This is a genomic window from Pseudomonas nunensis, from assembly GCF_024296925.1.
Taxonomy (GTDB): Bacteria; Pseudomonadota; Gammaproteobacteria; order Pseudomonadales; family Pseudomonadaceae; genus Aquipseudomonas; species Aquipseudomonas nunensis.
In genome coordinates this window covers 2,609,756-2,633,433 of record NZ_CP101125.1, presented here as the reverse complement: position 1 = coordinate 2,633,433, position 23,678 = coordinate 2,609,756, and the positions used below count along the sequence as shown (strand labels likewise).

Below are 23,678 nucleotides of genomic sequence, written 5' to 3'. Positions count from 1 at the left end.
TTGCCAGTGCAGAACTCTTCTAAATGCTTTCCACTCTATGTGTGAGCACTGTGCCAAGAATCCTGACTGACTCCCTGGCTGAAGAAGCCCTGAACGAACACAACGCCAAGATGTTCGGTTCACCCAAGGAACGCCTGGACTTCTATCGCCGGGAAATCCAGTACGAAACCAGCATTCTGGCCAACCGCACCGATGCCTATCTGGCAGCGCAATCGTTTCTGGTGATCGCCTTCGCGTCCTGTATGTCCAACCTCAATCCCGAGTGGGGCAAGTTGTTCACGCTGGTGGTGCCACCGTTTCTGGCGTTGCTGGGCGTGCTCAGTTCGTTGAACGCCTGGCCGGGCATTCGGGCCGCATACGACATCATCGATCACTGGCACTTCAAGCAAAGCCAATTGCTGGACAGCGAGCCGCTGATGGGCTTGGCCTACGACGAGTCGCCGCTGTTCGCAGAAACGGAGTCGAGCCACAAGGGTTATCGCAAGTCGCTGTTATTTTCGGTGCGCACGCCGTGGATTTTTGCGACGTTCTGGATGTTGCTGGGCAGTTACTCGTTCTACATCCAGGTCACGAATCCTGGGGGTTGAGATAAATATTGGTGGGGAAGGCTTTTGTGGCGAGGGAGCTTGCTCCCGCTGGGCTGCGAAGCGGCCCTAAAAGAAGGGACTGCTGCGCAGTCCAACGGGGGCAAGCCCCCTCGCCACAGCAAGCCCCTTCACCACAGCGATCTCCCTTGCCATGGTTGAGTGTTACAAGCATCACGCCGCCAGATTAGCCGCCGTCATTTCCTTCTTGTATTGAACCTTGAGCATTTCCATCTGCTGCCCCAGTTCTTCCAATGTGGCTTTGCCCAGCAGCTTTTTGGCTTGTGGGAACATCTCGGTTTCTTCTTCCTCGATGTGGTGTTCCAGCAGTTCCTTGACCACTTTCACCCGGCCCGAGAACTCGGGCGTCGAAGGATCGGTGGTTTTCAGGTCTGGCAACACCAGGGAATCCACGGTCCGGTGTTCTTCCTTGGCTTCGTAGTACATGACTTCCTGCTCTTTACCACCGGCCTTCTTGTAGGCGGGGTAGAGCACTTCTTCTTCCAGACGCGTGTGGATGGTGATCTCCATTTCCAGCTTGGCGATCAACTCCGTGCGTTTTTTGACTGCGCGCTCCGTGGACTCACTCAACTGGCCAAGGATGCCTTTTACGCGTTCGTGGTCGGCTTTCAACAGGTCAATGGCGTTCATGGTCGAACCTCTTGGTTTAATCACTGGGCAGCGCAGACGATCGGGTTGCCGTCAGTCGCTTACAGTTCAAGAGCATTTCCTGTGCCTGATTTCTACTGAGACAAAAATAGAGTTAAAACAAAAACTTGCGAGGAGCGCTGAAGATTTTTGCCGTGCAAGGTGCATGAATTGACGAGGCTGCTCAATGCAAATCGCAGCCCTGAAATAAAAAATCGCCGCCTTCGGTAGCTCCTACCGAAGGCGGCGATCTTTTTTACTGGTTCAAGCCCGCGAATCAAAACCCTCGCCAGATGACTTCGAGCGCAGCAAAGCCAACCTCTCTGCCGACGGAAACTCTTCCTCGATCAAACGCAGATGATCGATCGCTTCCTCGAATTTCATATCAGCCTTGTACCGCAGGGCCTGGTAATGGGTGAACAATTCGGCATCCAGCTCGGCTTTCTCCAGCAGTTCAAAGGCCTCCTGGCTCAACAGATGCGCATCCTCAAACAACTGGCGATTACATTCGAGTGCAAAGTCGCGGCAGGCTTGAGGATGCAACGGGGCCGAGGAGTACTGCATAACGTTCACCTGATTTTGGGGGCCCACGCGGGGCCGGATATTCTTGTGACTGCATGCGCCCCTAAGTAATTTCATTATTTTCGGGTTGGAAAATGGATGGATACATAGCTTGCTATCGTAAAAATCAATCAGTTTTCTGGATGATTCTTGCGCTCATACCACGCCAGCATTGGCTGGGTGCTGATGCCGTGAATCAGGATGCTCAACGCCACCACTGACAGCGTCAGGTCAGTACACAGGGTCGCCACAGACGCGGGGAGGTCATGGTTCAGCGCGTAGAACAGGTAATAAAAACTACCGATGCCGCGAATCCCGAACCAGCCGATCAATGAACGTTGCCGCCGGTCGAGCAAGCCTCCCCAGGGAATAAGCCACACGCTCAAGGGTCGAATCACGCAGAACAACACCGCCGCAATCACGAGTGCGCGCCAGTCCCAATGCGTCACCAGCACTACCCCGAGCAGCGTCACCAAAAACACTTCCATGGCCCGTTCCACCAGGCTGCCGAAGGCGAGCATGTCGCCCATCATGATGCCAGCCGCGACCTGGGTGTCTTCCAGATTGGCGACGTCACCATGCACCGCCGCCTCGGGCTCGACGTTCTGATGGCCGACCACGGGTTGCACCAAATGCTCGGCCGGGGTCTGGGTGTCGCCGGTGGATTTGACCTCGGCCTGGCGCAGGCCCAAACCCGCGGCGAACACCGACAGGAAGCCGTAGCCGTGGATCGATTCGGCCGCCACATAGGCCAGGGCGATCAGTGCCAGGGTCAGGTAATCATTGGGGGAGAAGGTGCTGTCCGCATTGCGGATACGCATCGACAACGTCACGCGACCGATGCCGTGGCCCATCCAATAACCGGTCAGCAACCCGGCAGGCACCGCCCACAACAGGCTTTTCAAGGCCCAGTCATCGAGCCAGGCGCTGGAACTGCCGCTCTGCTGCAAAAATAACAAACCGAGGATCACGAAAGGAAATGCGACACCGTCGTTCAGACCCGCTTCACCCGAGAGCCCGAAGCGCACCGGGTCGTAGTCCTTGGCGTCATTGACCTGCACCAAGGCTGCCAGCACCGGGTCGGTAGGTGCGAGGATCGCGCCGATCAACATCGACGGCCCCCACGCCAGATCCAGGCCGTAGTGCAGCAACAGGCTCACACCAGCAATACTCAGCAGCATCACCGGCCCGGCGAGCCCGAACGCGACTCGCCACCTGCGATCCCTCAGCGGCAGACGCAACTTCAAGCCGCAGACAAACAGCGAGAAGAGCACCGCGACTTCCGTCAGGTGCTCCATCCAGTTAGACGCGTCCTTAATGTCCAGCTTAAGCAAATCCATGCCCGCCGGACCGATGCCCACTCCCAGCGCCAGACAGACGGCCGAAGTGGTCACCGGCATCCAGCGCAGAAACGACGAGGTCAGTGCGAGCGTCAACAGCACCGCACCCAATACAGCCACCCATAAAGTGAAGCTCATTCCGTATTCTCGCTGGGTGGGCCCGCCGTGGGAAGGCCTGTAAAGAGTTGAGTTCTGGAGGGGGTGGCAGGTTCCATTTAAAGGATCGGTTTGCCGCCGGTCACGCCGTAGCGCTGGCCGGTGATGTAGCTGGCTTCGTCCGAGGCCAGCAGCACATAAATCGGCGCGACTTCCACCGGTTGTCCCGGCCGCCCGAGTGGTGTTTCGCCGCCAAAGTTCTGCACTTCCTCATCGGTCATGGTCGAGACGATCAGCGGCGTCCAGATCGGGCCGGGCGCCACGCTGTTTACGCGGATGCCTTTCGGCCCGAGCATCTGCGCCAGGCCGCCAGTGAAGTTGGCGATGGCGCCCTTGGTGGTGGCGTAGGGCAGGAGGGTTGGTTTGGGCATGTCGGAGTTGACCGAACTGGTGTTGATGATCGAGCCACCGGACTTCATGTGTTTCAGCGCTGCCTGGCAAATCCTGAAGATAGCGGTGATGTTGACGTCGAAGGTCATCACCCATTCTTCATCGGGGATGTCTTCAAAATTCTGGTGGGTCATCTGGAACGCTGCGTTATTGACCAGCACGTCGATGTGGCCAAAGCGCTCGACGGTCTTGCTGACAATGTCGTAGCACTGGGCTTTTTGCGCCAGATCGCCGGGCAGCAGCAGGCATTGACGCCCGGCCTGTTCGACCCAGCGCGCGGTTTCTTCGGCGTCTTCGTGTTCATTCAGATAGGCGATGGCCACGTCGGCGCCTTCCCGGGCGAACGCAATCGCCACGGCGCGCCCGATACCGCTGTCGCCGCCGGTGATCAGGGCGATCTTGCCTTCCAGCCGGCCGGAACCCTTGTAGCTCTGCTCGCCGCAGTCGGGATACGGGTCCATTTTCTTTTGCGAGCCGGGTACGGGTTGGGCCTGTTTCGCGAAGGGCGGTTTTGGATAGTCAGTCATCATCGATCTCCAGTCTCGAGGCAAAAAAGGCGAGGGCGGATGCCGCTCCTGGAGGGTTGACCCTGGCCTTTTGCGTGGAGTTCGGTTGGATTTCAGATGACGGATTTGGAACGCAAATATCACAAAGCACACAAATCCCCTGTGGGAGCGGGCTTGCTCGCGAAAGCGTCGTATCAATCAGCATTTATATCCACTGACACACCGCCTTCGCGAGCAAGCCCGCTCCCACAGGGGGGGATTTTCACTTGTTGAGCAAACTGCGCTCGATACGCGCAATCCCTTCTTCCAGCAATGCCCGAGGGCAGCCGAAGTTCAGGCGCACGAACTGTTTGCTGTGATCACCGAAATCCAGGCCAGCGCTCAAACCGACCTTGGCCTGTTCAAGGAAGAACCGCTGCGGATCGTCCAACCCCAGCGCCGAGCAATCGAGCCACGCCAGGTAAGTGCCTTGTGGCACGTTGATGGTCACGCCCGGCAAGCGCGTGCGCACCGCGTCCACCAGATAGTCACGGTTGCCGTGCAGATAAGTCATCAGCTCGGCGAGCCACGGTCCACCCTCGGTGTAGGCCACACGCGTAGCTTCCAGGCCCAGCGGGTTGACGCTGTCCACCAGACCGCAACGGGCATGGTTGACCCGCGACAGCAGCGCCGGGTCCTGAATGATCATGAACGAGGTCTTCAAACCGGCGATGTTGTACGCCTTGCTCGCCGACATCAGCGTGATGGTGCGTTTGGCGACCTCCGGGCTCAGCGAGGCGGTAGGAATGTGTACGCGCCCGTCGTAACACAGCTCGGCGTGGATCTCGTCGGAGATGATCCAGGCGTCCTGTTGCAGGCAGATATCCGCCACGGCTTGCAGTTCTTCGCGCGGGAACACTTTGCCCAGCGGGTTGTGCGGATTGCTCAGCAACAGCGCGCCGCCACCGCTCAGGGATTCGCGCAATGCTTCCAGCGGCGTGGCGTAGGAACCGTCGGCCTGGGTGTCAAATTCCAGCTCAACCTTGTTCAGGCCCCAATGTCCCGGCGCATGCCGCAGAGGCGGATAGTTGGGCGTCTGCACCACGACGTTCTGTTGTGGCTCGACCAACGCATTCAGCGCCATGTTGAAACCCGATTCCACACCCGGCAGAAACACGATTTCTTGCGGCTGGACGCGCCATGCGTACTTGTTCCAGAGGTCGGCGACGATGGCGTCACGCAGGGTGTCCGGGGCCACGCTGTAGCCGAGCAACGGGTGTTCCAGGCGTTTTTGCAGGGCCTGGATAATCACCGGCGGCGCGGCGAAATCCATGTCCGCGACCCACATCGGCAACACGTCGGCCGGGTAACGGCTCCATTTGGTACTGCCGGTTGCGTGGCGGTCGAACACCTGATCGAAATCGAAGGTCATGCTCAGTCTCATAAAGGGTGGGGGTTAATCATGGCGGCATGATAAGCCCCTGCGGTCGGCTCTGGAGCCACCTCACAAAAATAATCAGGACACCATCCCCTGTGGGAGCGGGCTTGCTCGCGAAGGCGGCGGGTCAGTCAGCAATGATGTTGAATGTAAAGCCGCTTTCGCGAGCAAGCCCGCTCCCACATTTAGATCGGTGTTGTGCCGACGGTCGGTTTTCATCTGGGGCGCCGTTTCACTGGCCTAGAGTTTGAAATGTATTTGTCCAGAAAACAGGAGTGCACGATGGACCTCAACCGTCGTCAGTTCTTCAAGGTCGCCGGTATCGGCCTTGCGGGCTCGAGCCTTGGCGCGCTGGGCATGCTCCCGGCGCCAGCCTTTGCCGAGCAAGTGCGTCATTTCAAACTCGCCCACACCCATGAAACCCGCAACACCTGCCCATATTGCTCCGTGGGTTGCGGCTTGATCATGTACAGCCAGGGCGACCAGGCGAAAAACGTCAGCCAGAGCATCATCCACGTCGAAGGCGACGCCGATCACCCCGTCAACCGTGGCACCCTGTGCCCGAAAGGCGCGGGTCTGCTGGACTTCATTCACAGCCCCAGCCGCTTGCAATACCCGCAAGTGCGCAAGCCGGGCAGCACCGAATGGACGCGGATCTCCTGGGACGAAGCGCTGGACCGCGTGGCCGATCTGATGAAGGCCGACCGCGACACCAACTTCATCGAGAAGAACGCCCAGGGCCAAACGGTGAATCGCTGGCTGACCACCGGGTTTCTCGCGGCGTCGGCGGCGTCCAACGAAGCGGGCTACATCACCCACAAAGTGATCCGCAGTCTCGGCATGCTGGGGTTCGATAACCAGGCGCGTGTCTGACACGGTCCGACGGTGGCAAGTCTTGCCCCGACGTACGGCCGTGGTGCCATGACCAATACCTGGACCGATATCGCCAACGCGAACCTGATTCTGGTGATGGGCGGCAACGCAGCAGAAGCGCACCCGTGTGGTTTCAAATGGGTGACCGAAGCCAAGGCGCACAACAAGGCGAGACTGATCGTGGTCGATCCGCGATTCACCCGTACCGCGTCCGTGGCCGACTATTACGCGCCGATCCGTACCGGCACCGACATTGCCTTCATGGGCGGGCTGATCAATTACCTGCTGACCGAAGACAAAATCCAGCACGAGTACGTGCGCAACTACACCGACGTATCGTTCATCGTCAAAGCCGGGTACGGCTTCGAGGACGGGATTTTCAGCGGCTACGACGCGGAAAAACGCCTGTACACCGACAAGTCCGGCTGGGGCTATGAAATCGGCGAGGATGGTTTTGCCAAGGTCGACCCGACCCTACAAGACCCGCAATGCGTCTATCAACTGATGAAAACCCACTACAGCCGCTACAACATCGACCTGGCGAGCCAGATCTGCGGCATGCCGGTGGAGGCGATCAAGAAAATCTGGGAAGAAATCGCCACCTGCTCGCAACCGGGCAAGACCATGACGATTCTCTACGCCTTGGGCTGGACCCAGCATTCCATCGGCTCGCAGATCATCCGCAGCGCGGCGATGGTGCAATTGCTGCTGGGCAACGTCGGCATGCCCGGCGGCGGGGTCAATGCGTTGCGTGGGCACTCGAACATTCAGGGCCTGACCGACCTCGGCTTGCTCTCCAACTCGCTGCCCGGTTACCTGACGCTGGGCCTGGACGCCGAGCAGGATTACGACGCCTACATCACCAAACGCACGCAAAAACCCTTGCGGCCGGGGCAGCTGTCGTACTGGCAGAACTACAGCAAGTTCCACGTCAGCCTGATGAAGTCCTGGTACGGCAGCAACGCCACCGCCGAGAACCATTGGGCCTACGACTACTTGCCGAAACTCGACATCCCCAACTACGACATCCTGAAAATGTTCGACCTGATGGGCCAGGGCAAGGTCAACGGCTACATGTGCCAGGGCTTCAACCCGATTGCCGCGTTGCCGGACAAAAACCGCGTGATGGCGGCACTGGCCAAGCTCAAATGGCTGGTGGTGATGGACCCGCTGTCCACCGAAACCTCGGAGTTCTGGAAAAACGTCGGGCCGTACAACGACGTGACCAGCGCCGATATCCAGACCGAAGTCATTCGCCTGCCGACCACCTGTTTCGCCGAAGAGGACGGCTCGCTGGTCAACAGCAGTCGCTGGCTGCAATGGCACTGGAAAGGCGCTGATGGTCCGGGCGAAGCACTGACCGACATCAAGATCATGGGCGAATTGTTCCTGCGCCTGCGCAAGCGTTATCAGGCGCAGGGCGGGGCGTATCCCGAGCCGATCCTGAAACTGTCCTGGCCGTACAAGATTCCCGACGAGCCTTCGCCGGAAGAACTGGCCAAGGAAATCAACGGCAACGCCACCATGGATTTCAGCGATGCCACCGGCGCGGCGATCAAGGGCAATTCACAGCTGGCCGGTTTCGCCCAGCTCAAGGACGACGGCAGCACCGCGTCCGGCTGCTGGATTTTCTGTGGCAGCTGGACCGAAAGTGGTAACCAGATGGCCCGCCGCGACAACAGCGATCCGTATGGCATGAAACAGCACCTCGGCTGGGCCTGGGCCTGGCCGGCGAATCGGCGGATTCTTTACAACCGCGCCTCCGCCGACCCGCAAGGCAAACCGTGGGACGAGAAAAAACGCCTGGTGTGGTGGAACGGCAAGGCCTGGGCAGGCACTGATGTGCCGGACTTCAAGGTCGATTCGGCACCGGACGCCGGGATGAACCCGTTCATCATGAACCCCGAAGGCGTGGCGCGGTTTTTCGCCGTGGACAAAATGAACGAAGGTCCATTCCCCGAGCATTACGAGCCGTTCGAAACCCCGATCGGCATCAATCCGCTGCACCCAAACAACAAGAAAGCCACCAGCAACCCGGCGGCGCGGATCTTCGATTCCGTCTGGGACACCCTTGGCGTGGCCAAGGATTACCCCTACGCCGCGACGAGTTATCGGCTGACCGAGCATTTCCACTTCTGGAGCAAGCACTGCAAGCTCAACGCGATCGCGCAGCCGGAGCAGTTCGTCGAGATCGGCGAAGTGTTGGCGAAGGAGAAAGGCATCGTCGCCGGCGACAAGGTGCGGGTCAGCAGTAAGCGAGGCTTTATCGAAGCGGTGGCGGTGGTGACCAAGCGCATTCGTCCGTTGCAGGTCAACGGCCAGGTGGTGCACCACATCGGCATCCCGTTGCATTGGGGGTTTACCGGGTTGACGCGTCACGGCTATCTCACCAACACCCTGGTGCCGTTCCTCGGCGATGGTAATTCCCAGACCCCGGAATCCAAGTCATTCCTGGTCAACGTGGAGAAAGTCTAAATGGCCAGCCAAGACATCATCGCCCGTTCGGCCACCACCACCGTGCCACCCTCGGCGCGTAATCAGGAGGAAGTGGCGAAGTTGATCGACACCACCAAGTGCATCGGCTGCAAGGCCTGTCAGGTCGCCTGCTCGGAATGGAACGAGTTGCGCGATGACGTCGGCCATAACCTCGGCACCTACGACAATCCCCAGGACCTGACGGCGGAAACCTGGACCCTGATGCGCTTCACCGAGCACGAAACCGACGCCGGCAACCTTGAATGGCTGATCCGCAAGGACGGCTGCATGCACTGCGCCGAGCCCGGTTGCCTGGCGGCGTGCCCCAGCCCTGGGGCGATCATCAAGCACGCCAACGGCATCGTGGATTTCGATCAGGACCATTGCATCGGCTGCGGCTATTGCATCACCGGGTGCCCGTTCAACATTCCACGCATTTCGCAAAAGGACCACAAGGCCTACAAGTGCACGCTGTGTTCGGACCGGGTCGCCGTGGGGCTGGAACCGGCCTGCGTGAAAACCTGCCCGACCGGCGCCATCGTCTTCGGCACCAAGGAAGACATGAAGGAACACGCCGCCGAGCGCATCGTCGATCTCAAGAGCCGTGGCTTTGAGAACGCCGGCCTGTACGACCCGGCCGGGGTTGGCGGCACCCACGTGATGTACGTGCTGCACCATGCCGACACGCCGCAGCTGTACGCCGGGCTGGCGAAGGACCCGGAAATCAGCCCATTGGTGGGGTTGTGGAAAGGCGTGAGCAAACCCCTGGGCTTGCTGGCCATGGGCCTGGCGGTGCTGGCCGGGTTCTTCCATTACGTGCGCATCGGCCCGCAAATCGTCGAAGAGGATGAACTGCCGCCGTTCAAGGATCCGGCGGTGCATGAAGTCGATCCATCGGTGCACACCTTTGATCCGCGCGGGGAGGACAGACCATGATCCGCAAGCAGATCCTGCGCTACACCGCCAACCAGCGGACCAATCACTGGTTGGTGGCGATCCTGTTTTTCATGGCCGCACTGTCGGGGCTGGCGTTGTTTCATCCGGCGTTGTTCTGGCTGAGCAACCTGTTTGGCGGCGGGCCGTGGACGCGGATTTTGCATCCGTTCATGGGCGTGCTGATGTTCGTGCTGTTCCTCGGCTTGGTGATTCGTTTCTGGCGGGCCAACTTCTTCATTCACAACGATGGGCTGTGGCTCAAGCGCATCGATCGGGTGATCAAGAATGAAGAGGAGGGCGTGCCACCGATTGGCAAGTACAACCCCGGGCAGAAGCTGCTGTTCTGGACGCTGCTGTTATGCATGTTAGGGTTGTTGTTCACAGGGTTGGTGATCTGGCGCGCGTACTTCAGCGTGTATTTCGGCATCACCACGATTCGCTGGGCCATGCTGTTGCATGCGCTGGCGGGGTTTGTGCTGGTGTTGAGCATCATCATTCACATCTACGCCGGGATCTGGATCAAGGGCTCCATCAGCGCGATGGTCCACGGTTGGGTCAGCCGCGCCTGGGCCAGGAAGCACCATGAACTCTGGTATCGCGAAGTGACCCGCGACGAACATCCCGAACGGCCGATCAGCAAAAAAGGATAAACACCTTGGCGACGATTCTTGAGCCTGGACAGATTGAAGCGGCGGCCAGTTCGCCGCCGTTTCTGCACCTGCCACCGCGCAACCTGTTCACCTTGCGCGCGCAGGGGCTGGAGCGGTTGGCCGAGGGGCATCCGCTCGCTGATTACCTGCGACTGATGGCCGGGTTGTGTCATCTGCAACAGGAAATGCTGGATGACTTGCCGGTTGATGAAATGCCAGACCCCGAACGCTTGAAAGCCTGCCAGCAACACGGTTTGCCGCCGTTCGCCGCTGACAGTCTGGTGCGTGAGGGTGATTGGATGCCGTTTCTGTACGCGCTGTTGCTGCGCTATAAGCCACCGCCACAGCCGGCGGTCAAAAGCGCGATCAACACGTTGCTGGGTGCCAATCCCGGACAGCTCAAGGCCTGGGCGGTTGCGTTGGTCAGCGGTCAGTTCACGTTGCTGCCGGCAGAGGTGGTGCCGTTTCTCGGCGCTGCGCTGCAAGTGGCGTGGAGTCATTGGTTGCTGGACACGCCGAACCTGGAACTCAAGCCTGGCGATAGCCTTAGCCAGTGCCCGGCCTGTGGGTCGCCGGCCATGGCCGGGGTGATTCGCCATCGCGGCAAGTTCAACGGTTTGCGCTATCTGGTGTGTTCGCTGTGTGCCTGTGAATGGCATGTGGTTCGGGTCAAGTGCGTGTATTGCGAGCAGAGCAAAGGCCTGGAATACGTCAGCCTGGATGATGATCGCTATGCAGCAGATCAGGCGCCGTTGCGTGCGGAAGTCTGCCCCGGCTGCAACAGCTATCTGAAACTGCTGTATCTGGAAAACGATGCCGAGGCCGAGCCGTTGTCGACCGACCTGACCAGCCTGCTGCTGGATATGCGCCTGGAGCAGGAAGGCTATCAGCGCCTGGCGCCGAATCTGTTGTTGGCTCCCGGAGGCGAATGAACCCAACGTCTACACTCAGGCGCGACGGTTCATTGCTTTGCGGAGCTACCGATGTCCAACCTGCGCCTGCCTTCCATCGACAGTTTATTGCGCCATCCGGCGTGCCGGCCACTGGCTGAGCGCTACGGGCGGGATGCGTTGCTGGCGAGTCTGCGGCAGTTACTGGATGACTTGCGCGAACCGGTTTTGTCGGGACAACTGGCGGCCGTCGAGATCGCGCCTGAAGTGCTGGCAGGCAGGGCGGGCGAACGGCTGATAGCGCAGCATCGCAGCCATGTGCGCCGGGTGTTCAACCTCACCGGCACGGTTTTGCACACCAATCTGGGGCGTGCGTTGCTGCCGGACGAAGCCATCGAAGCCTTGCAAATGGCGGCGCGCTATCCAATCAATCTGGAATTCGACCTGCACAGCGGCAAGCGCGGCGACCGTGACGACCTGATCGAAGGCCTGATCCGCGAGTTGACCGGCGCCGAAGCGGTCACCGTGGTCAATAACAACGCCGCCGCCGTGCTGCTGACCCTCAACAGCCTGGGTGCGCGCAAGGAAGGCATCATTTCTCGGGGTGAGCTGATTGAAATCGGCGGCGCGTTTCGCATCCCCGACATCATGGCCCGGGCCGGGGTGAAACTGGTTGAAGTCGGCACCACCAATCGCACCCACGCCAGGGACTATGAAGCGGTTATCGGCCTGCGCAGTGGCTTGATCATGCGCGTGCACGCGAGCAACTACGCGATATCCGGTTTCACCACCCGCGTGCCGACGGCGGAACTGGCCGAGTTGGCGCACAAGCATGCGTTGCCGTTGCTGGAAGACTTGGGCAGCGGCAGTTTGCTGGATTTGACGCGGTGGGGCCTGCCGGCTGAGCCCACGGTGCGCCAGGCGCTGCTGGATGGCGCGGACATCGTGACGTTTAGTGGCGACAAGTTGCTGGGTGGTCCGCAGGCCGGGCTGATTGTCGGGCGCAAGGACTTGATCGCGAAGATCAAGAAGAACCCACTCAAGCGTGCATTACGGGTCGACAAACTGACGTTGGCGGCGCTGGAAGCGGTGTTGGGTTTGTACCGTGACCCTGATCGACTCGCCGAACGCTTGCCGAGCCTGCGCCTGTTGACCCGACCTCAAGCCGACATCCTCGCCCAGGCCGAACGCCTGCAACCTTCATTGGCGCGGGTGTTGGGCGAAGGCTGGAATGTCAGCGCGGTGCCGGCGCTGGGCATGATTGGCAGCGGCAGCCAACCGGTGGCGCGTCTGCCGAGCGCGGCGTTGTGTCTGCGGCCGGTGGCTTCCAAACGCTTGCGCGGTCGAACCTTGAATGGGCTGGAAGCAGCGCTCCGGGGCTTGCCGATTCCGGTGCTCGGGCGCATCGATGACGACGCGTTGTGGCTGGACTTGCGGCAACTGGACGACGAAGCGGCGTGGCTGGCGCAGCTTGATCAACTGAAAGGAAGGGAAGGGTGATCGTCGGCACTGCAGGGCACATCGACCATGGCAAGACGTTGTTGCTTGAGGCGCTGACCGGTCAGGCGGGGGATCGACGTCGCGAAGAGCGTGAGCGTGGCATGACCATCGATCTGGGTTACCTCTACGCGGCGCTGGAGCCGGGGGCGGAACTGACCGGGTTTATCGACGTGCCGGGGCATGAGCGCTTCACCCACAACATGCTCGCCGGGGCACAAGGGATCGATCTGGTGCTGTTGGTGGTGGCGGCAGATGACGGCGTGATGCCACAGACTCGCGAGCATCTGGCGATTGTCGAGTTGCTGGGGATTCCTCGGGCGTTGGTGGCGATAACCAAGTGTGATCGGGTTGAGCCGGACCGAGTCGAATCAGTCAGATTTCAAGTCGAAAAATTGCTCGCACCTGGACCGTATGCCGGCGCGCCGATGATTGTGCTGTCGAGTGTCACTGGCGACGGTATCGGGACGCTGCGTGAAGCGCTGCTCACTGAGCAAAAACACGTCCTGCAACGCAGTAAAAGCGGCGGGTTTCGACTGGCAATTGACCGTGCCTTCAAGGTTGCCGGCGCCGGTATTGTGGTGACGGGCACGGCGTTGTCGGGTTCGGTGGCCGTGGGCGATACGTTGCTGCTCGGACCGTTGGGTAAACCGGTGCGAATACGAGGCCTGCATGCGCAGAATCAAGCTGCCAACCATGCATTCGCCGGGCAACGGGTGGCGTTGAACCTGAGCGCCGAACGCCTGAACCTGGAACAGATTCACCGCGGCCAATGGCTGCTCGCCGAGTGGCTGCACGCGCCGACCCAGCGACTGGATATCGAGATGCGCCTGTTGCCCAGCGAAGTCATTGCGTTTGCGCACTTTCACCCGGTGCACGTGCACCTCGGCACGCAAGACGTGACCGGGCGAGTGGCATTACTGGAAGGACCGAGCCTGGCACCCGGCGAGCGGATGTTCGCGCAGTTGCTGTTGAATGCGCCGGTACACGCAGTGAAGGGCGATCCGCTGATCCTGCGCGACCAAAGCGCCCAACGCACCCTCGGCGGTGGGCGGGTGCTCGATCCGTTTGCACCGAGCCGCCACCGCCGCAGTCCCGAGCGATTGGCACAACTACAGGCGCTCGCCAGCACCGACAGTCTTGAAGCTGTCATGCCTGCGCTGCTGGCCCACAGCGACATCGGACTTGATCCGCAACGCCTCGAACGTCAGTTCAACCGTCCTCGCGATAGCTGGGTCTTGCCCGACGACGTGCGTCTTATCAGCACCCGCCAAGGGCCGCTGTTATTCAGCGCCGAACGCTGGGAATCTTTCAAACCAATGCTGCTGGAACACCTCGCACGCTTCCATCAACTGGAACCGGATCAGATGGGCCCGGACCGCGATCGCCTGCGCCGGTTCTCGGGCTCCGTGCTCGACCGTCCGACGTTCATCAGCCTGCTCGACGAGTTACTGGCCAGCGGTGTGGTGCTCAGCAGTGGAGCGTGGCTGCATCTGCCCGATCATCAAGTGCGCCTGAGTGCCGACGACGAAGCCTTGTGGCAACAATTGCAGCCAACATTTGAACAGGCAGGCTTCAATCCGCCATGGGTGCGTGACCTGGGGCATGACGAAGTGGTGGTGCGCCTGCTGCTGCGAAAAATGGCGCGTCTCGGGTTACTGCACCAAGTAGTGCGCGACCTGTTCTACACCGACGCGGCGCTGCGCCGATTGGCGGCTATGCTGTTGCAACTGGCCGGTGAAAACCCGGTGATCGAGGTCGCGGCGTTTCGTGATGCCGTGGGTTTGGGGCGCAAGCGCAGCGTGCAGATTCTTGAATATTTCGACCGGATCGGCCTGACCCGACGCCTTGGTGACCGGCGCCAGATCCGCCTCGACAGTGCCTTGGCACAGGCCAACGAATAAGGAAGGCAATCGCGCCCGGTGGCGCGGCCGGGCTTCAAACCCGGTTGGGGACGGCATCCGTTCCCGGGCAGGTTCGACTCCGGCTGCCTTCCGCCAGTTTCACCGTGGCCAGGACCCACTCATCATCAACTTGCATTCCGATTACGATCAGGATCATTACCAGGATCTTGTTCGTACTGATAGAAAACGGTTGCTGCATACGTTTCTGGACGCATCTCCACCTTTGAGATCGCCACCCGAAAACCTCGTTTGGCGAGCACCTGCGAAGCCTTGTTTCGTGCGTCTTGATCGGTTTGGGCAGTACCGTGCAAATCAACAATATGCTCCATGATTCCTTTCCCCGTGAGTCTCCACCCGATCCAGATGACTGGGCAGCCGGGATTTTCCCACTCGGTCAAGAATCAGTGAACTGTCAGATCTGACAGGTTTTAAGCTTGATTTGGAATAGCGGACGGCATTCATGCGACAAATCGCTGCTGGGGGCTTGCTTCAGTCTCACCGTGGTGCCAATTCCTTGATCAGGAAATCAATAAACGTGCGGGTCTTCTGCGGCACGCGCCGCGCGGACGGGTAAACCGCGTTGATGGTGATCGGCGGCGCCTGCCATTCGCACAGCACCGACACCAGCCGACCTGCGGCTAGCGCCTCTTCGACAATGAAATCCGGGAGCAGGGCGATGCCCATTCCGGCTTCGGCGGCCTGGGCGAGCAAATCGCCGTTGTTGGCGTGCAACGGCCCGGTGACGTTGACCCGTTGCGTGTCCTTGCCGTTGCTCAATTGCAGGCTGACGCCGCTTTGCAGATAGCCGTAATTCAAGCATTGATGGTTGGTCAGGTCCTTGGGCACTTGTGGCGTGCCGGCACGTTTCAGGTAGGCCGGCGAGGCCACCATGATTCGCGGCGCCGGGGCCAACAGGCGGGCGACCATGGATGAGTCGGGCATGCTCGCAATCCGCAGCGTTACGTCGAAACCGCCGCGCACCGGGTCCACTTGCTGATCACTCAGCACCAGTTGCAGCTCGATGTTTGGGTGCAGTTCATGGAACACCGGGATCAGCGGCCCCAGACGCCGCAACCCGAAGGACATCGGCGCGTTGATCCGCAGCACGCCACGCAATTCACCGACGCCATCACGGGCCCGTTGTTCGGCCTCGTCCAGCGAGGCGATCAGCTCCCGCGCTGCATCGTAATACTCGGCACCGGCCTCGGTCAGGTGCAGGCTGCGGGTGGTGCGTTGCAGCAGTTGCACACCGATGGCTTCTTCCAGTGCCTGAATCTGTTTGCTGACTTTTGAGCGCGGTACATCCATCGCCCGGGCTGCGGCAGCGAAGCCGTTTTCACCGACGGTCACGATAAACGCGCGCATGCATTCGATACGGTCCAAGGATTGTCCCTAATTTGGAATCAATGATTCCCGATTTTAGGGAATTGTTCCTTTTATGGCTAGGGCCTAAATTAGCAACCAAGCCGCCAACAAACAGCGACTAACCCATTAAACAAAACTCATCGACATCAAAAGGAACTCGCCATGTCCATCCGTGAATTGCTCAACCCAACCAACTCCGCCCTGATCCTGATCGACCACCAGCCGCAGATGTCCTTCGGCGTGCAATCGATTGATCGCCAGACCCTGAAGAACAACACCGTGGCATTGGCCAAGACGGCGAAGATCTTCAACGTGCCGACCATCCTGACCTCGGTGGAAACCGAAAGCTTCAGTGGTTTCATCTGGCCGGAATTGCTCGGTGTGTTCCCGGAACAACAGCCAATCGAGCGCACCTCGATGAACTCCTGGGAAGACAAGGCGCTGGTTTCTGCGGTCAAAGCCACCGGGCGCAAAAAGCTGATCATGGCGGCACTGTGGACTGAGGTCTGCCTGAACTTCCCGGCGCTGGAAGCCCTGGCTGAAGGCTACGAGGTGTACATCGTCACCGACGCGTCCGGCGGCACCACCAAGGAAGCCCACGACATGTCCGTGCAGCGGATGATCCAGGCCGGCGCGGTGCCGGTGACCTGGCAACAAGTACTGCTCGAATACCAACGCGACTGGGCTCACAAAGAAACCTACGACGCAGTGATGGAACTGGTACGCGAACACAGCGGCGCCTACGGCATGGGCGTGGACTACGCCTACACCATGGTGCATAAGGCCCCGCAACGTCAGGTCAAATAAGCGAACGATCACCGGCCCTGAATTCAATACAGGGCCAAAGCGGTGGGAGCGGGCTTGCTCGCGGAGGGGGGAGTGTCAGTCGACAGCCATGTTGCCTGATCCACCGCCTTCGCGAGCAAGCCCGCTCCCACATTTTGTCCTGCGTAAAACCCAATCTTGTGACCGCAGCCGTACCCACATTTTGGTCTGTGTGAAACCCAATCCTGTGATCGCTACAATTCCCCTGTGGGAGCGAGCTTGCTCGCGATGGCGGAGTGTCTGTCGACAGAGATGTTGCCTGGACCACCGCTTTCGCGAGCAAGCCCGCTCCCACATTTTTGGTCTGTGTGAGAACCCGATCCCGCGACCGCCACCATTCCCACATTTTGGTCTGTGTGAAACCCAATCCTGTGATCGCTACAATTCCCCTGTGGGAGCGGGCTTGCTCGCGAAGGGGGAGTGTCAGGCGACAAAGATATTGTCTGAACTACCGCTTTCGCGAGCAGGCTCGCTCCCACATTTTGATCTATGTGAAATCCGATCCCATGACCGCTGCATTTCCCCTGTGGGAGCGAGCCTGCTCGCGAAGGCGATTTGTCTGACACGGCGATGTTGAATGTGCCGCCGGCTTCGCGGGCAAGCCTCGCTCCTACAGGGATTTGGGGTGAATCAGAATGGCCCGAAGGTCAGTGGGTATTGGATGACGACGTAGACCCGGTCGATGTCATCGCCCGCCTGGGCGGTGTTGCCTCGGTGCGAGACGTGGGACAGTTGCAGGGACAAGCCCTTGGCGGTTCCGGATTGCACGACGTAGTGCAAGTCGATGTCGCGTTCCCAATGTTTTCCGCCGTCCCCTTGCTGCGGTACGTACTCGCCGCTGTCCCCATCGAACGGGTTGTAGGCGCCACCTTTCGGCGCATGGGTGCCGTCAATATCGCGTCCGGTCACGTAGCGGGTCATGAACTTCAGCCCCGGAATGCCAAACGCACCCAGGTCGAGGTCGTAGCGCGCCTGCCAGGAACGTTCATGGGCGCCGTTGAAGTCGGCGTATTTGATCGAGTTGGCCAGGTAGATGGAGTCGCCACCAACGAAATCGAACGGCGTGTCACCGTCGATTTGTTGATAGGCGAGGGTAAATCCATGCGCGCCGAGGCTGTATTTGCCCGACAAGCTGTAGGCCGTGTTGTCGATTGCCCCCGCCAACGCCCGGCCGGTGTCCTGCGTGTGATACAGATTCGCGTCGAGAAACACATCCGATTGCTTCAGGTGCAGATTGCCGTAGTACTGATGCCAGGTGTCGCTCAATTCGGAGGCATACAACGCGCCGCCCACGGGGCTGTTGGTGAACAAATCGGCCCCGAGAAAGGAAATCCCGCCAGCCTCGGTATTCGCACCGTAGCCATAAAAGTCATCCTTGGGCGATGAACTGTCCTGGTTCTTGAACGCCGTAAAGTGCCCCGCCACCAGATTCATGCCGTCGATTTCCCGGCTGTCCATGAGAAAACCCGTGGCGTATTCCGGTTGCAGTCGTTTGTCCGACGTATCGAACACCGGGGTTTCCACGGTCATTTCGCCGAAGGCCAAAGTAGTGCGAGATGCCTTGAACTTGATCGCGCCGCCACCACTGGAGTAGTTGCTGTCACTGCGACCGTCATCACCCACCGGCAGCAGTCCGGTGCCTGAATGACCTCTGCCGCCATCAAGCTTGAGCCCGAAAAAGCCATGGGCGTCGAGCCCAACGCCAATCGTGCCTTCGGTGAAACCGGATTCAAAAGTGCCAATAAACCCTTGAGCCCATTCAGCTTTGTAGCTTTTGCCAGAGGGTGAGGGCGTTCGATAGTCGCTGTTGAGGTAGAAGTTGCGACTCAACACCCCAAGCGTTGCGCCCTCTAGAAAACCTGTGGGCGCCGGTTCATCCGCCAGGGCGGTGCCGGCGAACAGTATCGACAAATAAACAATGCGGTGTTGTACGGAAAACATCATCGATCGATCACCACGAGGGGCAGCGACTGCGCGAGCAAATCACGCAGTCGCTGATGTTGCTTAATGACCTTCGGACGCGCCGAACATGGTTTTCGCGTAGATCAGCCCCAGGCCATACGAGCCGCCATTGGCGATGGAGGTTTTCACGGTTTCTTCGTAGGTCTCGGTGCGAGCCCAGTCGCGTTGCAGTTCCAGTAGGTATTGCAACGAAGTCATCGGCCGCGCGCCGAGCTGGATCATGCGTTGAATCGCCATTTCATGGGCTTCGATGGACACATCGCCACAAGCATCGGCGATGAAATAAACCTCGAAACCCTGATCGATAGCCGACAACGCCGGGCCGACGATGCACACGGAAGTCCACAGACCGGCGAGCACGATTTTCTGCTTGCCGAACTTGTTGACTTCAACCGCGATGCGCTCGTCTTCCCAGGTGTTCATGCTGGTGCGGTCGATCACGTTGTGTTCTGGGAACACTGACTTGATCTCGTCGAAGATCGGCCCGGAAAAGCTCTTCTCGGCGACGGTGGTAAGAATGGTCGAGACTTTGAAGCCGCGTGCAGCCTTGGCCACCAGTGCGGCGTTATTGCGCAGGGTCACGGCATCGATGGACTTGGTCGCAAAGGACATCTGCGACTGGTGATCGATCATGATCAAGGTGTGATCGGTAGGGGTGAGCAGGGTTTTGCCGGGAACTGCTTTTGCAATGGCCATCACGAGGTCCTTACGGGAGTGAGTGAAGGCTCATGGTTGCGCAGATTCGGGCGGGGATATTGAGTGGGTGTGCTGTGTTTTGTGCTGGGTGCGAGCCCTGCGCGACGGTCATCTATCGCGCAGGGCGGTGGATCATTGCATCACATAGCGCCCCGGTGCCGACTCCAGCGCCGGGTATTGTGCATTGCCGGTGTGCAGCGCCGAAGGCTGGCGCTCGCCGGCGTGTTCGGCCAGCCAGACGAACCAGTCGTTCCACCAGCTACCGGAATGTTGCTGGGCATTCATGAACCAGGTGTCCGGTTTTTTGCTCACGCGGTTGTTGGTCCAGTAGTGACGTTTCTGATTGGCCGGCGGATTGATCACCCCGGCGATGTGCCCCGAGGCCCCGAGCACGAAACGTTTGGTACCGCCAAGCAATTCGGTGCTGGCGTAGGCGCTTCTCCACGGCACGATATGGTCGTCGTGGGTGGCGAGAATGTACGCCGGCGCTTCGATGGCCCGCAGGTCGAGTTTGACGCCGCAGCAATCCAGCTCACCGGATTTCAGGTCGTTCTGCAGGTAGGTGTGGCGCAAATACCAGCAGTACATCGGGCCGGGCAGGTTGGTGCTGTCGTTGTTCCAGAACAACAGGTCCAGGGCCGTCGGCTTCAGGCCCTTGAGGTATTTGTCGACGTTGTAGTTCCACCACAAATCATTGGGCCGCAGCAGCGAGAAGGTATTGCCCATGTCCTCGCCCTTGAACAGGCCGATCGGGCCGTCCTTCCCACCGATGGTGCGCTCGCGGTAAGCCACCAGTTGTTCGTCGACGAAGATGTCGATGGGGCCGGTGTCGAGGTAATCGAGGAAAGTGGTCAGCAGGCTGACGCTGGCGATGTCTTTATCACCGCGCGCGGCCAGTACCGCCAGCGCCGTGCTTAACAGCGTGCCGCCGATGCAGAAGCCGACGCAATTGGGCCGTTGCTCGCCGCTGATGTCGCGGGTGACTTGCAAGCCTTTGATGATGCCGGTTTCGATCAGGTCGTCCCAAGTGGTGCCGGCATGTGCCTGGTCGAAGTTGCGCCAGGACATCAGGAATACCGGATGCCCTTGCTGCAACAGGTGACCGATCATTGAGTTGTCGGGGCGCAAATCAAGGATGTAGTACTTGTTGATCGACGGTGGCACCACGAACACCGGGCGCCGGTACTGGGTTTCGGTTTGCGGGTAGTACTGGATCAACTGAAACAATTCGTTCTCGAACACCACTTCGCCGGGGGTGGTGGCCAAATCCACGCCGACCTTGAACGCATTGCTGTCGCACTGACGCATCTTGCCTTCTTGCAGGTCGTTGGCCAGGTGCAGCATCCCTGTGATCAGGCTGGCGCCCTGGGTGTCGGCCACCCGTTGCAAAGCATCCGGGTTACTGACGAGGAAGTTGCTCGGCGCCCCGGCGGCAATGGCTTGCTCGACCAGGTACAACAGGCGCTGACGCGGTTTTTTTTCCTTGATCGGCAGCTTGTCCAGCAGCTTCAGCATGAAACCGGCGTTGAGCAGGTAAAACGCCGCCAGCGAACCAAACAGCGGTTGGCTCCAGGCACCGCTGGCGAAACGCCGATCCTCAAACGTGAACGGCTGGCCGGTCATCAGGCGCTGACCGAGGTCGCCCCATTGCAGTTGATAGTCGGACTGCAGGTTGTCGAGGGTGCCACGGGGCAGGTCGAACCAGTCGTTGTATTCCTGCCCTGTGAACCACGGATTGGTGCTGACCCACAGGCGTAATTGTTGCACTGCAAAGGACGCAATGAACGGAACCTGGCCAGACCAGAAAGTGTTGAACGTGTGCGCATTGTTATCCATGGAACTCCTTGCCCACAAAGATCAAGCGGGCAGAAAAAAGCGCGACACCGTGTAAGGTGCCGCGTCAGTAGCTAAGGCAAGCAGTTCGGTGTGACTAGCGCTCGATGACCAGGCTGACGCCTTGACCGCCACCGATGCACAACGTGGCCAAACCTTTGTGGCCATCGCGACGAATCAGCTCAAACAGCAGCGACACCAGAATCCGCGCGCCTGATGCGCCGATCGGATGGCCGAGGGCAATCGCACCGCCGTTGACGTTGACTTTGCTGGTGTCCCAGCCCAGTTCCTTGCCGACTGCCAGTGACTGCGCGGCGAAGGCTTCATTGGCTTCGATCAGGTCCAGGTCATCAAGGCTCCAATCGGCCTTTTCCAGCACCCGGAGGGTGGCCGGCACTGGGCCGATGCCCATGATCGACGGGTCCACGCCGGCACTGGCGTAAGCCTTGATCCGCGCCAGCACGGGTAATCCCAGCGCCTGGGCCTTGGCGGCACTGGCCAGCAACAGCACGGCGGCGCCATCGTTGAGGGTCGATGAATTGCCGGCGGTGACGCTGCCATCTTTCTGGAACGCCGGTTTGAGCTTGCCCAGGGACGCGAGGCTGCTGTCCGGGCGCGGCTGCTCATCGGTGTCGAAGGCCAGCGGCTCACCTTTACGCTGGGGAATCAGAATCGGGGTGATTTCGCGCTTGAAGTAACCGGCTTCAATGGCCGCGGCGGCCTTCTGCTGTGAGGCGGCGGCGAAGGTGTCTTGCTGTTCACGGCTGAGGCTGTACTTCTGCGCCAGATTCTCCGCGGTGATGCCCATGTGGTAGTCGTTGAAGGCGTCCCACAAACCGTCCTGAATCACGCTGTCCTGCAATTGCGCGTGACCCAAACGCAAACCGGTGCGGGCCTTGGGCAGGACGTAAGGCGCCAGGCTCATGTTTTCCTGGCCACCGGCAATCACCAGCTCGGCGTCGCCACAGCGAATCGCCTGGACCGCCAGTTGCACAGCCTTGAGCCCGGAACCACAGACCTTGTTCAAGGTCATGGCGGGCGTGGTGAAGGGCAGGCCGGCCTTGATCGCGGTCTGGCGGGCCGGGTTTTGCCCCGACCCGGCGCTGAGCACCTGGCCGAGGATCACTTCATCGATCTGTTCGCCGTTAATCCCGGTCTGTTCGAGCAAGCGGCGAATCAGCGCCGCGCCCAGTTCGGTGGCCGGAATCGCGGACAAGGCACCCTGGAAGCTGCCAATGGCGGTACGAGTAGCGGCAACGATTACGACTTCGTTCATGCGTGACCTCATCAGGAATGTATCGAACGGCAGCAGGGCCTCCATGCCCCGCGCGGGTTACTGCATGTTCATGCCGCCGTTGACCGAGAAGTCGGCACCGGTGCTGTAGGCCGACTCATCGGATGCCAGCCAGGCGACGATGGAGGCGATTTCCTCGGGTTGGCCGAGGCGACCGACCGGCGTGGCCGCGATCATGCTGTCGAGGATGTCCGGGCGAATGGCGGCGGTCATGCTGGTCTGGATGTAGCCCGGCGACACGGTGTTGACGGTCACGCCCTTGGCGGACACTTCCCGCGCCAGCGCCATGGTGAAGCCGTGGATGCCGGCCTTGGCCGCGCTGTAGTTGGTCTGGCCGAACTGGCCGCGCTGGCCGTTGATGGAGGAGATGTTGATTACGCGTCCCCAGCCTTTGCTCAACATGCCTTCAATCACCTGTTTGGTGGTGTTGAACAGGCCGGTCAGGTTGGTGCCGATTACCGCATTCCAGTCTTCGTGGGTGAGTTTGCGAAACGAGGCATCCCGGGTTATGCCGGCGTTGTTGACCAGCACATCGACCGGGCCAACCGTCTCCCTGACCATTTCGAATGCCTTGCGGGTTGATTCCCAGTCAGTGATGTCGCCGTAGACAAACTCGAACTCAAAACCGGCTGCCAACTGAGTCGCGGCCCATTCGTTCTTGCGCGCGGAATCAGCGCTGCACCCCACCACAACTCTGAAACCTTCCTTGTAAAGACGCTGACTGATCGCCGTACCAATCCCACCCATACCACCGGTTACCAACGCAATACGACCAAGCGACTTCATAGACTTCTTCCCTTTTTTCTTTTGCGCTGCAAGATGGGGGATTGTTCGGTATTACCGGGGCCTGCGGAAGTGTTGTGAGGTGACGGTGTG

20 protein-coding genes and 1 tRNA gene are annotated in these 23,678 nt (G+C 59.9%); 9 read left to right on the top strand and 12 right to left on the bottom strand.

What is annotated here, in order from left to right:
• The first annotated feature begins 50 nt into the window (after positions 1-50).
• Positions 51-587 carry a hypothetical protein gene (locus tag NK667_RS11285; protein ID WP_054614761.1) on the top strand — a complete coding sequence of 179 codons (537 nt, stop codon included), beginning with the start codon at positions 51-53 and terminating at the stop codon, positions 585-587.
• A gap of 171 nt (positions 588-758) precedes the next feature.
• On the opposite strand, the gene NK667_RS11280 is transcribed toward NK667_RS11285, so the two are convergent.
• The 5 genes from NK667_RS11280 to NK667_RS11255 form a co-directional block, all read right to left on the bottom strand.
• Positions 759-1,235 (bottom strand): hemerythrin domain-containing protein, encoded by a 477-nt coding sequence (locus tag NK667_RS11280; RefSeq protein ID WP_054614760.1) that lies wholly within the window; start codon positions 1,233-1,235, stop codon positions 759-761.
• A gap of 261 nt (positions 1,236-1,496) precedes the next feature.
• Positions 1,497-1,706 carry a hypothetical protein gene (locus NK667_RS11275; protein ID WP_236708584.1) on the bottom strand — a complete coding sequence of 70 codons (210 nt, stop codon included), beginning with the start codon at positions 1,704-1,706 and terminating at the stop codon, positions 1,497-1,499.
• Between the two features lie 218 nt (positions 1,707-1,924).
• On the bottom strand, positions 1,925-3,271 hold the full coding sequence (locus NK667_RS11270) for a cation:proton antiporter (RefSeq protein WP_054614758.1): 1,347 nt from the start codon (positions 3,269-3,271) through the stop codon (positions 1,925-1,927).
• Positions 3,272-3,348: 77 nt separating this feature from the next.
• On the bottom strand, positions 3,349-4,206 hold the full coding sequence (locus NK667_RS11265; protein ID WP_054046013.1) for an SDR family oxidoreductase: 858 nt from the start codon (positions 4,204-4,206) through the stop codon (positions 3,349-3,351).
• A 241-nt stretch (positions 4,207-4,447) separates the two neighbouring features.
• Positions 4,448-5,596, bottom strand: a complete 1,149-nt coding sequence (locus NK667_RS11255) for a MalY/PatB family protein (RefSeq protein WP_054614757.1) — start codon at positions 5,594-5,596, stop codon at positions 4,448-4,450.
• Positions 5,597-5,884: 288 nt separating this feature from the next.
• Here NK667_RS11255 and fdnG point away from each other — a divergent pair, with 288 nt between their 5' ends.
• The 7 genes from fdnG to NK667_RS11220 all read left to right on the top strand — a co-directional run bounded on the left by fdnG (position 5,885) and on the right by NK667_RS11220 (position 14,923).
• Positions 5,885-8,950, top strand: coding sequence for a formate dehydrogenase-N subunit alpha (gene fdnG / locus NK667_RS11250; protein ID WP_152980929.1), 3,066 nt, complete (start codon positions 5,885-5,887; stop codon positions 8,948-8,950).
• Positions 8,951-9,886 carry a formate dehydrogenase subunit beta gene (gene fdxH / locus NK667_RS11245; RefSeq protein WP_054614754.1) on the top strand — a complete coding sequence of 312 codons (936 nt, stop codon included), beginning with the start codon at positions 8,951-8,953 and terminating at the stop codon, positions 9,884-9,886.
• The gene (locus NK667_RS11240) at positions 9,883-10,536 is read left to right on the top strand and encodes a formate dehydrogenase subunit gamma (RefSeq protein WP_054614753.1); all 654 of its coding nucleotides are present in this window, start codon (positions 9,883-9,885) and stop codon (positions 10,534-10,536) included. The genes fdxH and NK667_RS11240 overlap by 4 nt, the downstream gene beginning before the upstream one ends.
• A gap of 5 nt (positions 10,537-10,541) precedes the next feature.
• Positions 10,542-11,468: a formate dehydrogenase accessory protein FdhE gene (gene fdhE, locus NK667_RS11235; protein WP_054614752.1), complete on the top strand. Its 927-nt coding sequence runs from the start codon at positions 10,542-10,544 to the stop codon at positions 11,466-11,468.
• Positions 11,469-11,519: 51 nt separating this feature from the next.
• Complete coding sequence (gene selA, locus NK667_RS11230) at positions 11,520-12,926, top strand: L-seryl-tRNA(Sec) selenium transferase (RefSeq protein WP_054614751.1); 1,407 nt, start codon at positions 11,520-11,522, stop codon at positions 12,924-12,926.
• Positions 12,923-14,827, top strand: coding sequence for a selenocysteine-specific translation elongation factor (selB, locus tag NK667_RS11225; RefSeq protein WP_054614750.1), 1,905 nt, complete (start codon positions 12,923-12,925; stop codon positions 14,825-14,827). The genes selA and selB overlap by 4 nt, the downstream gene beginning before the upstream one ends.
• Positions 14,828-14,923, top strand: a tRNA-Sec gene (locus tag NK667_RS11220). It abuts the gene before it with no gap.
• A gap of 29 nt (positions 14,924-14,952) precedes the next feature.
• On the opposite strand, the gene NK667_RS11215 is transcribed toward NK667_RS11220, so the two are convergent.
• Both NK667_RS11215 and NK667_RS11210 read right to left on the bottom strand, forming a co-directional pair.
• Positions 14,953-15,156, bottom strand: a complete 204-nt coding sequence (locus NK667_RS11215) for a hypothetical protein (RefSeq protein ID WP_083471306.1) — start codon at positions 15,154-15,156, stop codon at positions 14,953-14,955.
• Positions 15,157-15,322: 166 nt separating this feature from the next.
• Positions 15,323-16,210 carry a LysR family transcriptional regulator gene (locus NK667_RS11210; RefSeq protein ID WP_054045993.1) on the bottom strand — a complete coding sequence of 296 codons (888 nt, stop codon included), beginning with the start codon at positions 16,208-16,210 and terminating at the stop codon, positions 15,323-15,325.
• A 144-nt stretch (positions 16,211-16,354) separates the two neighbouring features.
• Here NK667_RS11210 and NK667_RS11205 point away from each other — a divergent pair, with 144 nt between their 5' ends.
• Positions 16,355-16,999, top strand: a complete 645-nt coding sequence (locus tag NK667_RS11205) for a hydrolase (protein WP_054614749.1) — start codon at positions 16,355-16,357, stop codon at positions 16,997-16,999.
• 648 nt (positions 17,000-17,647) lie between these two features.
• On the opposite strand, the gene NK667_RS11200 is transcribed toward NK667_RS11205, so the two are convergent.
• The 5 genes from NK667_RS11200 to phbB form a co-directional block, all read right to left on the bottom strand.
• Positions 17,648-18,961 carry an OprD family porin gene (locus tag NK667_RS11200; RefSeq protein ID WP_054614748.1) on the bottom strand — a complete coding sequence of 438 codons (1,314 nt, stop codon included), beginning with the start codon at positions 18,959-18,961 and terminating at the stop codon, positions 17,648-17,650.
• 60 nt (positions 18,962-19,021) lie between these two features.
• Positions 19,022-19,675 (bottom strand): hydrolase, encoded by a 654-nt coding sequence (locus tag NK667_RS11195; RefSeq protein WP_054045987.1) that lies wholly within the window; start codon positions 19,673-19,675, stop codon positions 19,022-19,024.
• Positions 19,676-19,807: 132 nt separating this feature from the next.
• Complete coding sequence (gene phaC / locus NK667_RS11190) at positions 19,808-21,511, bottom strand: class I poly(R)-hydroxyalkanoic acid synthase (protein WP_054614747.1); 1,704 nt, start codon at positions 21,509-21,511, stop codon at positions 19,808-19,810.
• A 94-nt stretch (positions 21,512-21,605) separates the two neighbouring features.
• Positions 21,606-22,784, bottom strand: a complete 1,179-nt coding sequence (locus NK667_RS11185; protein ID WP_054616249.1) for an acetyl-CoA C-acetyltransferase — start codon at positions 22,782-22,784, stop codon at positions 21,606-21,608.
• Between the two features lie 57 nt (positions 22,785-22,841).
• The gene (phbB, locus tag NK667_RS11180; protein WP_054614746.1) at positions 22,842-23,588 is read right to left on the bottom strand and encodes an acetoacetyl-CoA reductase; all 747 of its coding nucleotides are present in this window, start codon (positions 23,586-23,588) and stop codon (positions 22,842-22,844) included.
• Between the last annotated feature and the right edge of the window lie 90 nt (positions 23,589-23,678).

Bases quoted from the DNA above. Each gene is read 5' to 3' on its own strand.
- NK667_RS11280 (WP_054614760.1), bottom strand. From the start codon at position 1,235: ATGAACGCCATTGACCTGTTGAAAGCCGACCACGAACGCGTAAAAGGC.
- NK667_RS11270 (WP_054614758.1), bottom strand. From the start codon at position 3,271: ATGAGCTTCACTTTATGGGTGGCTGTATTGGGTGCGGTGCTGTTGACG.
- NK667_RS11265 (WP_054046013.1), bottom strand. From the start codon at position 4,206: ATGACTGACTATCCAAAACCGCCCTTCGCGAAACAGGCCCAACCCGTA.
- NK667_RS11255 (WP_054614757.1), bottom strand. From the start codon at position 5,596: ATGACCTTCGATTTCGATCAGGTGTTCGACCGCCACGCAACCGGCAGT.
- fdxH (WP_054614754.1), top strand. From the start codon at position 8,951: ATGGCCAGCCAAGACATCATCGCCCGTTCGGCCACCACCACCGTGCCA.
- NK667_RS11240 (WP_054614753.1), top strand. From the start codon at position 9,883: ATGATCCGCAAGCAGATCCTGCGCTACACCGCCAACCAGCGGACCAAT.
- selA (WP_054614751.1), top strand. From the start codon at position 11,520: ATGTCCAACCTGCGCCTGCCTTCCATCGACAGTTTATTGCGCCATCCG.
- NK667_RS11215 (WP_083471306.1), bottom strand. From the start codon at position 15,156: ATGGAGCATATTGTTGATTTGCACGGTACTGCCCAAACCGATCAAGAC.
- NK667_RS11205 (WP_054614749.1), top strand. From the start codon at position 16,355: ATGTCCATCCGTGAATTGCTCAACCCAACCAACTCCGCCCTGATCCTG.
- NK667_RS11200 (WP_054614748.1), bottom strand. From the start codon at position 18,961: ATGATGTTTTCCGTACAACACCGCATTGTTTATTTGTCGATACTGTTC.
- NK667_RS11195 (WP_054045987.1), bottom strand. From the start codon at position 19,675: ATGGCCATTGCAAAAGCAGTTCCCGGCAAAACCCTGCTCACCCCTACC.
- phaC (WP_054614747.1), bottom strand. From the start codon at position 21,511: ATGGATAACAATGCGCACACGTTCAACACTTTCTGGTCTGGCCAGGTT.
- NK667_RS11185 (WP_054616249.1), bottom strand. From the start codon at position 22,784: ATGAACGAAGTCGTAATCGTTGCCGCTACTCGTACCGCCATTGGCAGC.
- phbB (WP_054614746.1), bottom strand. From the start codon at position 23,588: ATGAAGTCGCTTGGTCGTATTGCGTTGGTAACCGGTGGTATGGGTGGG.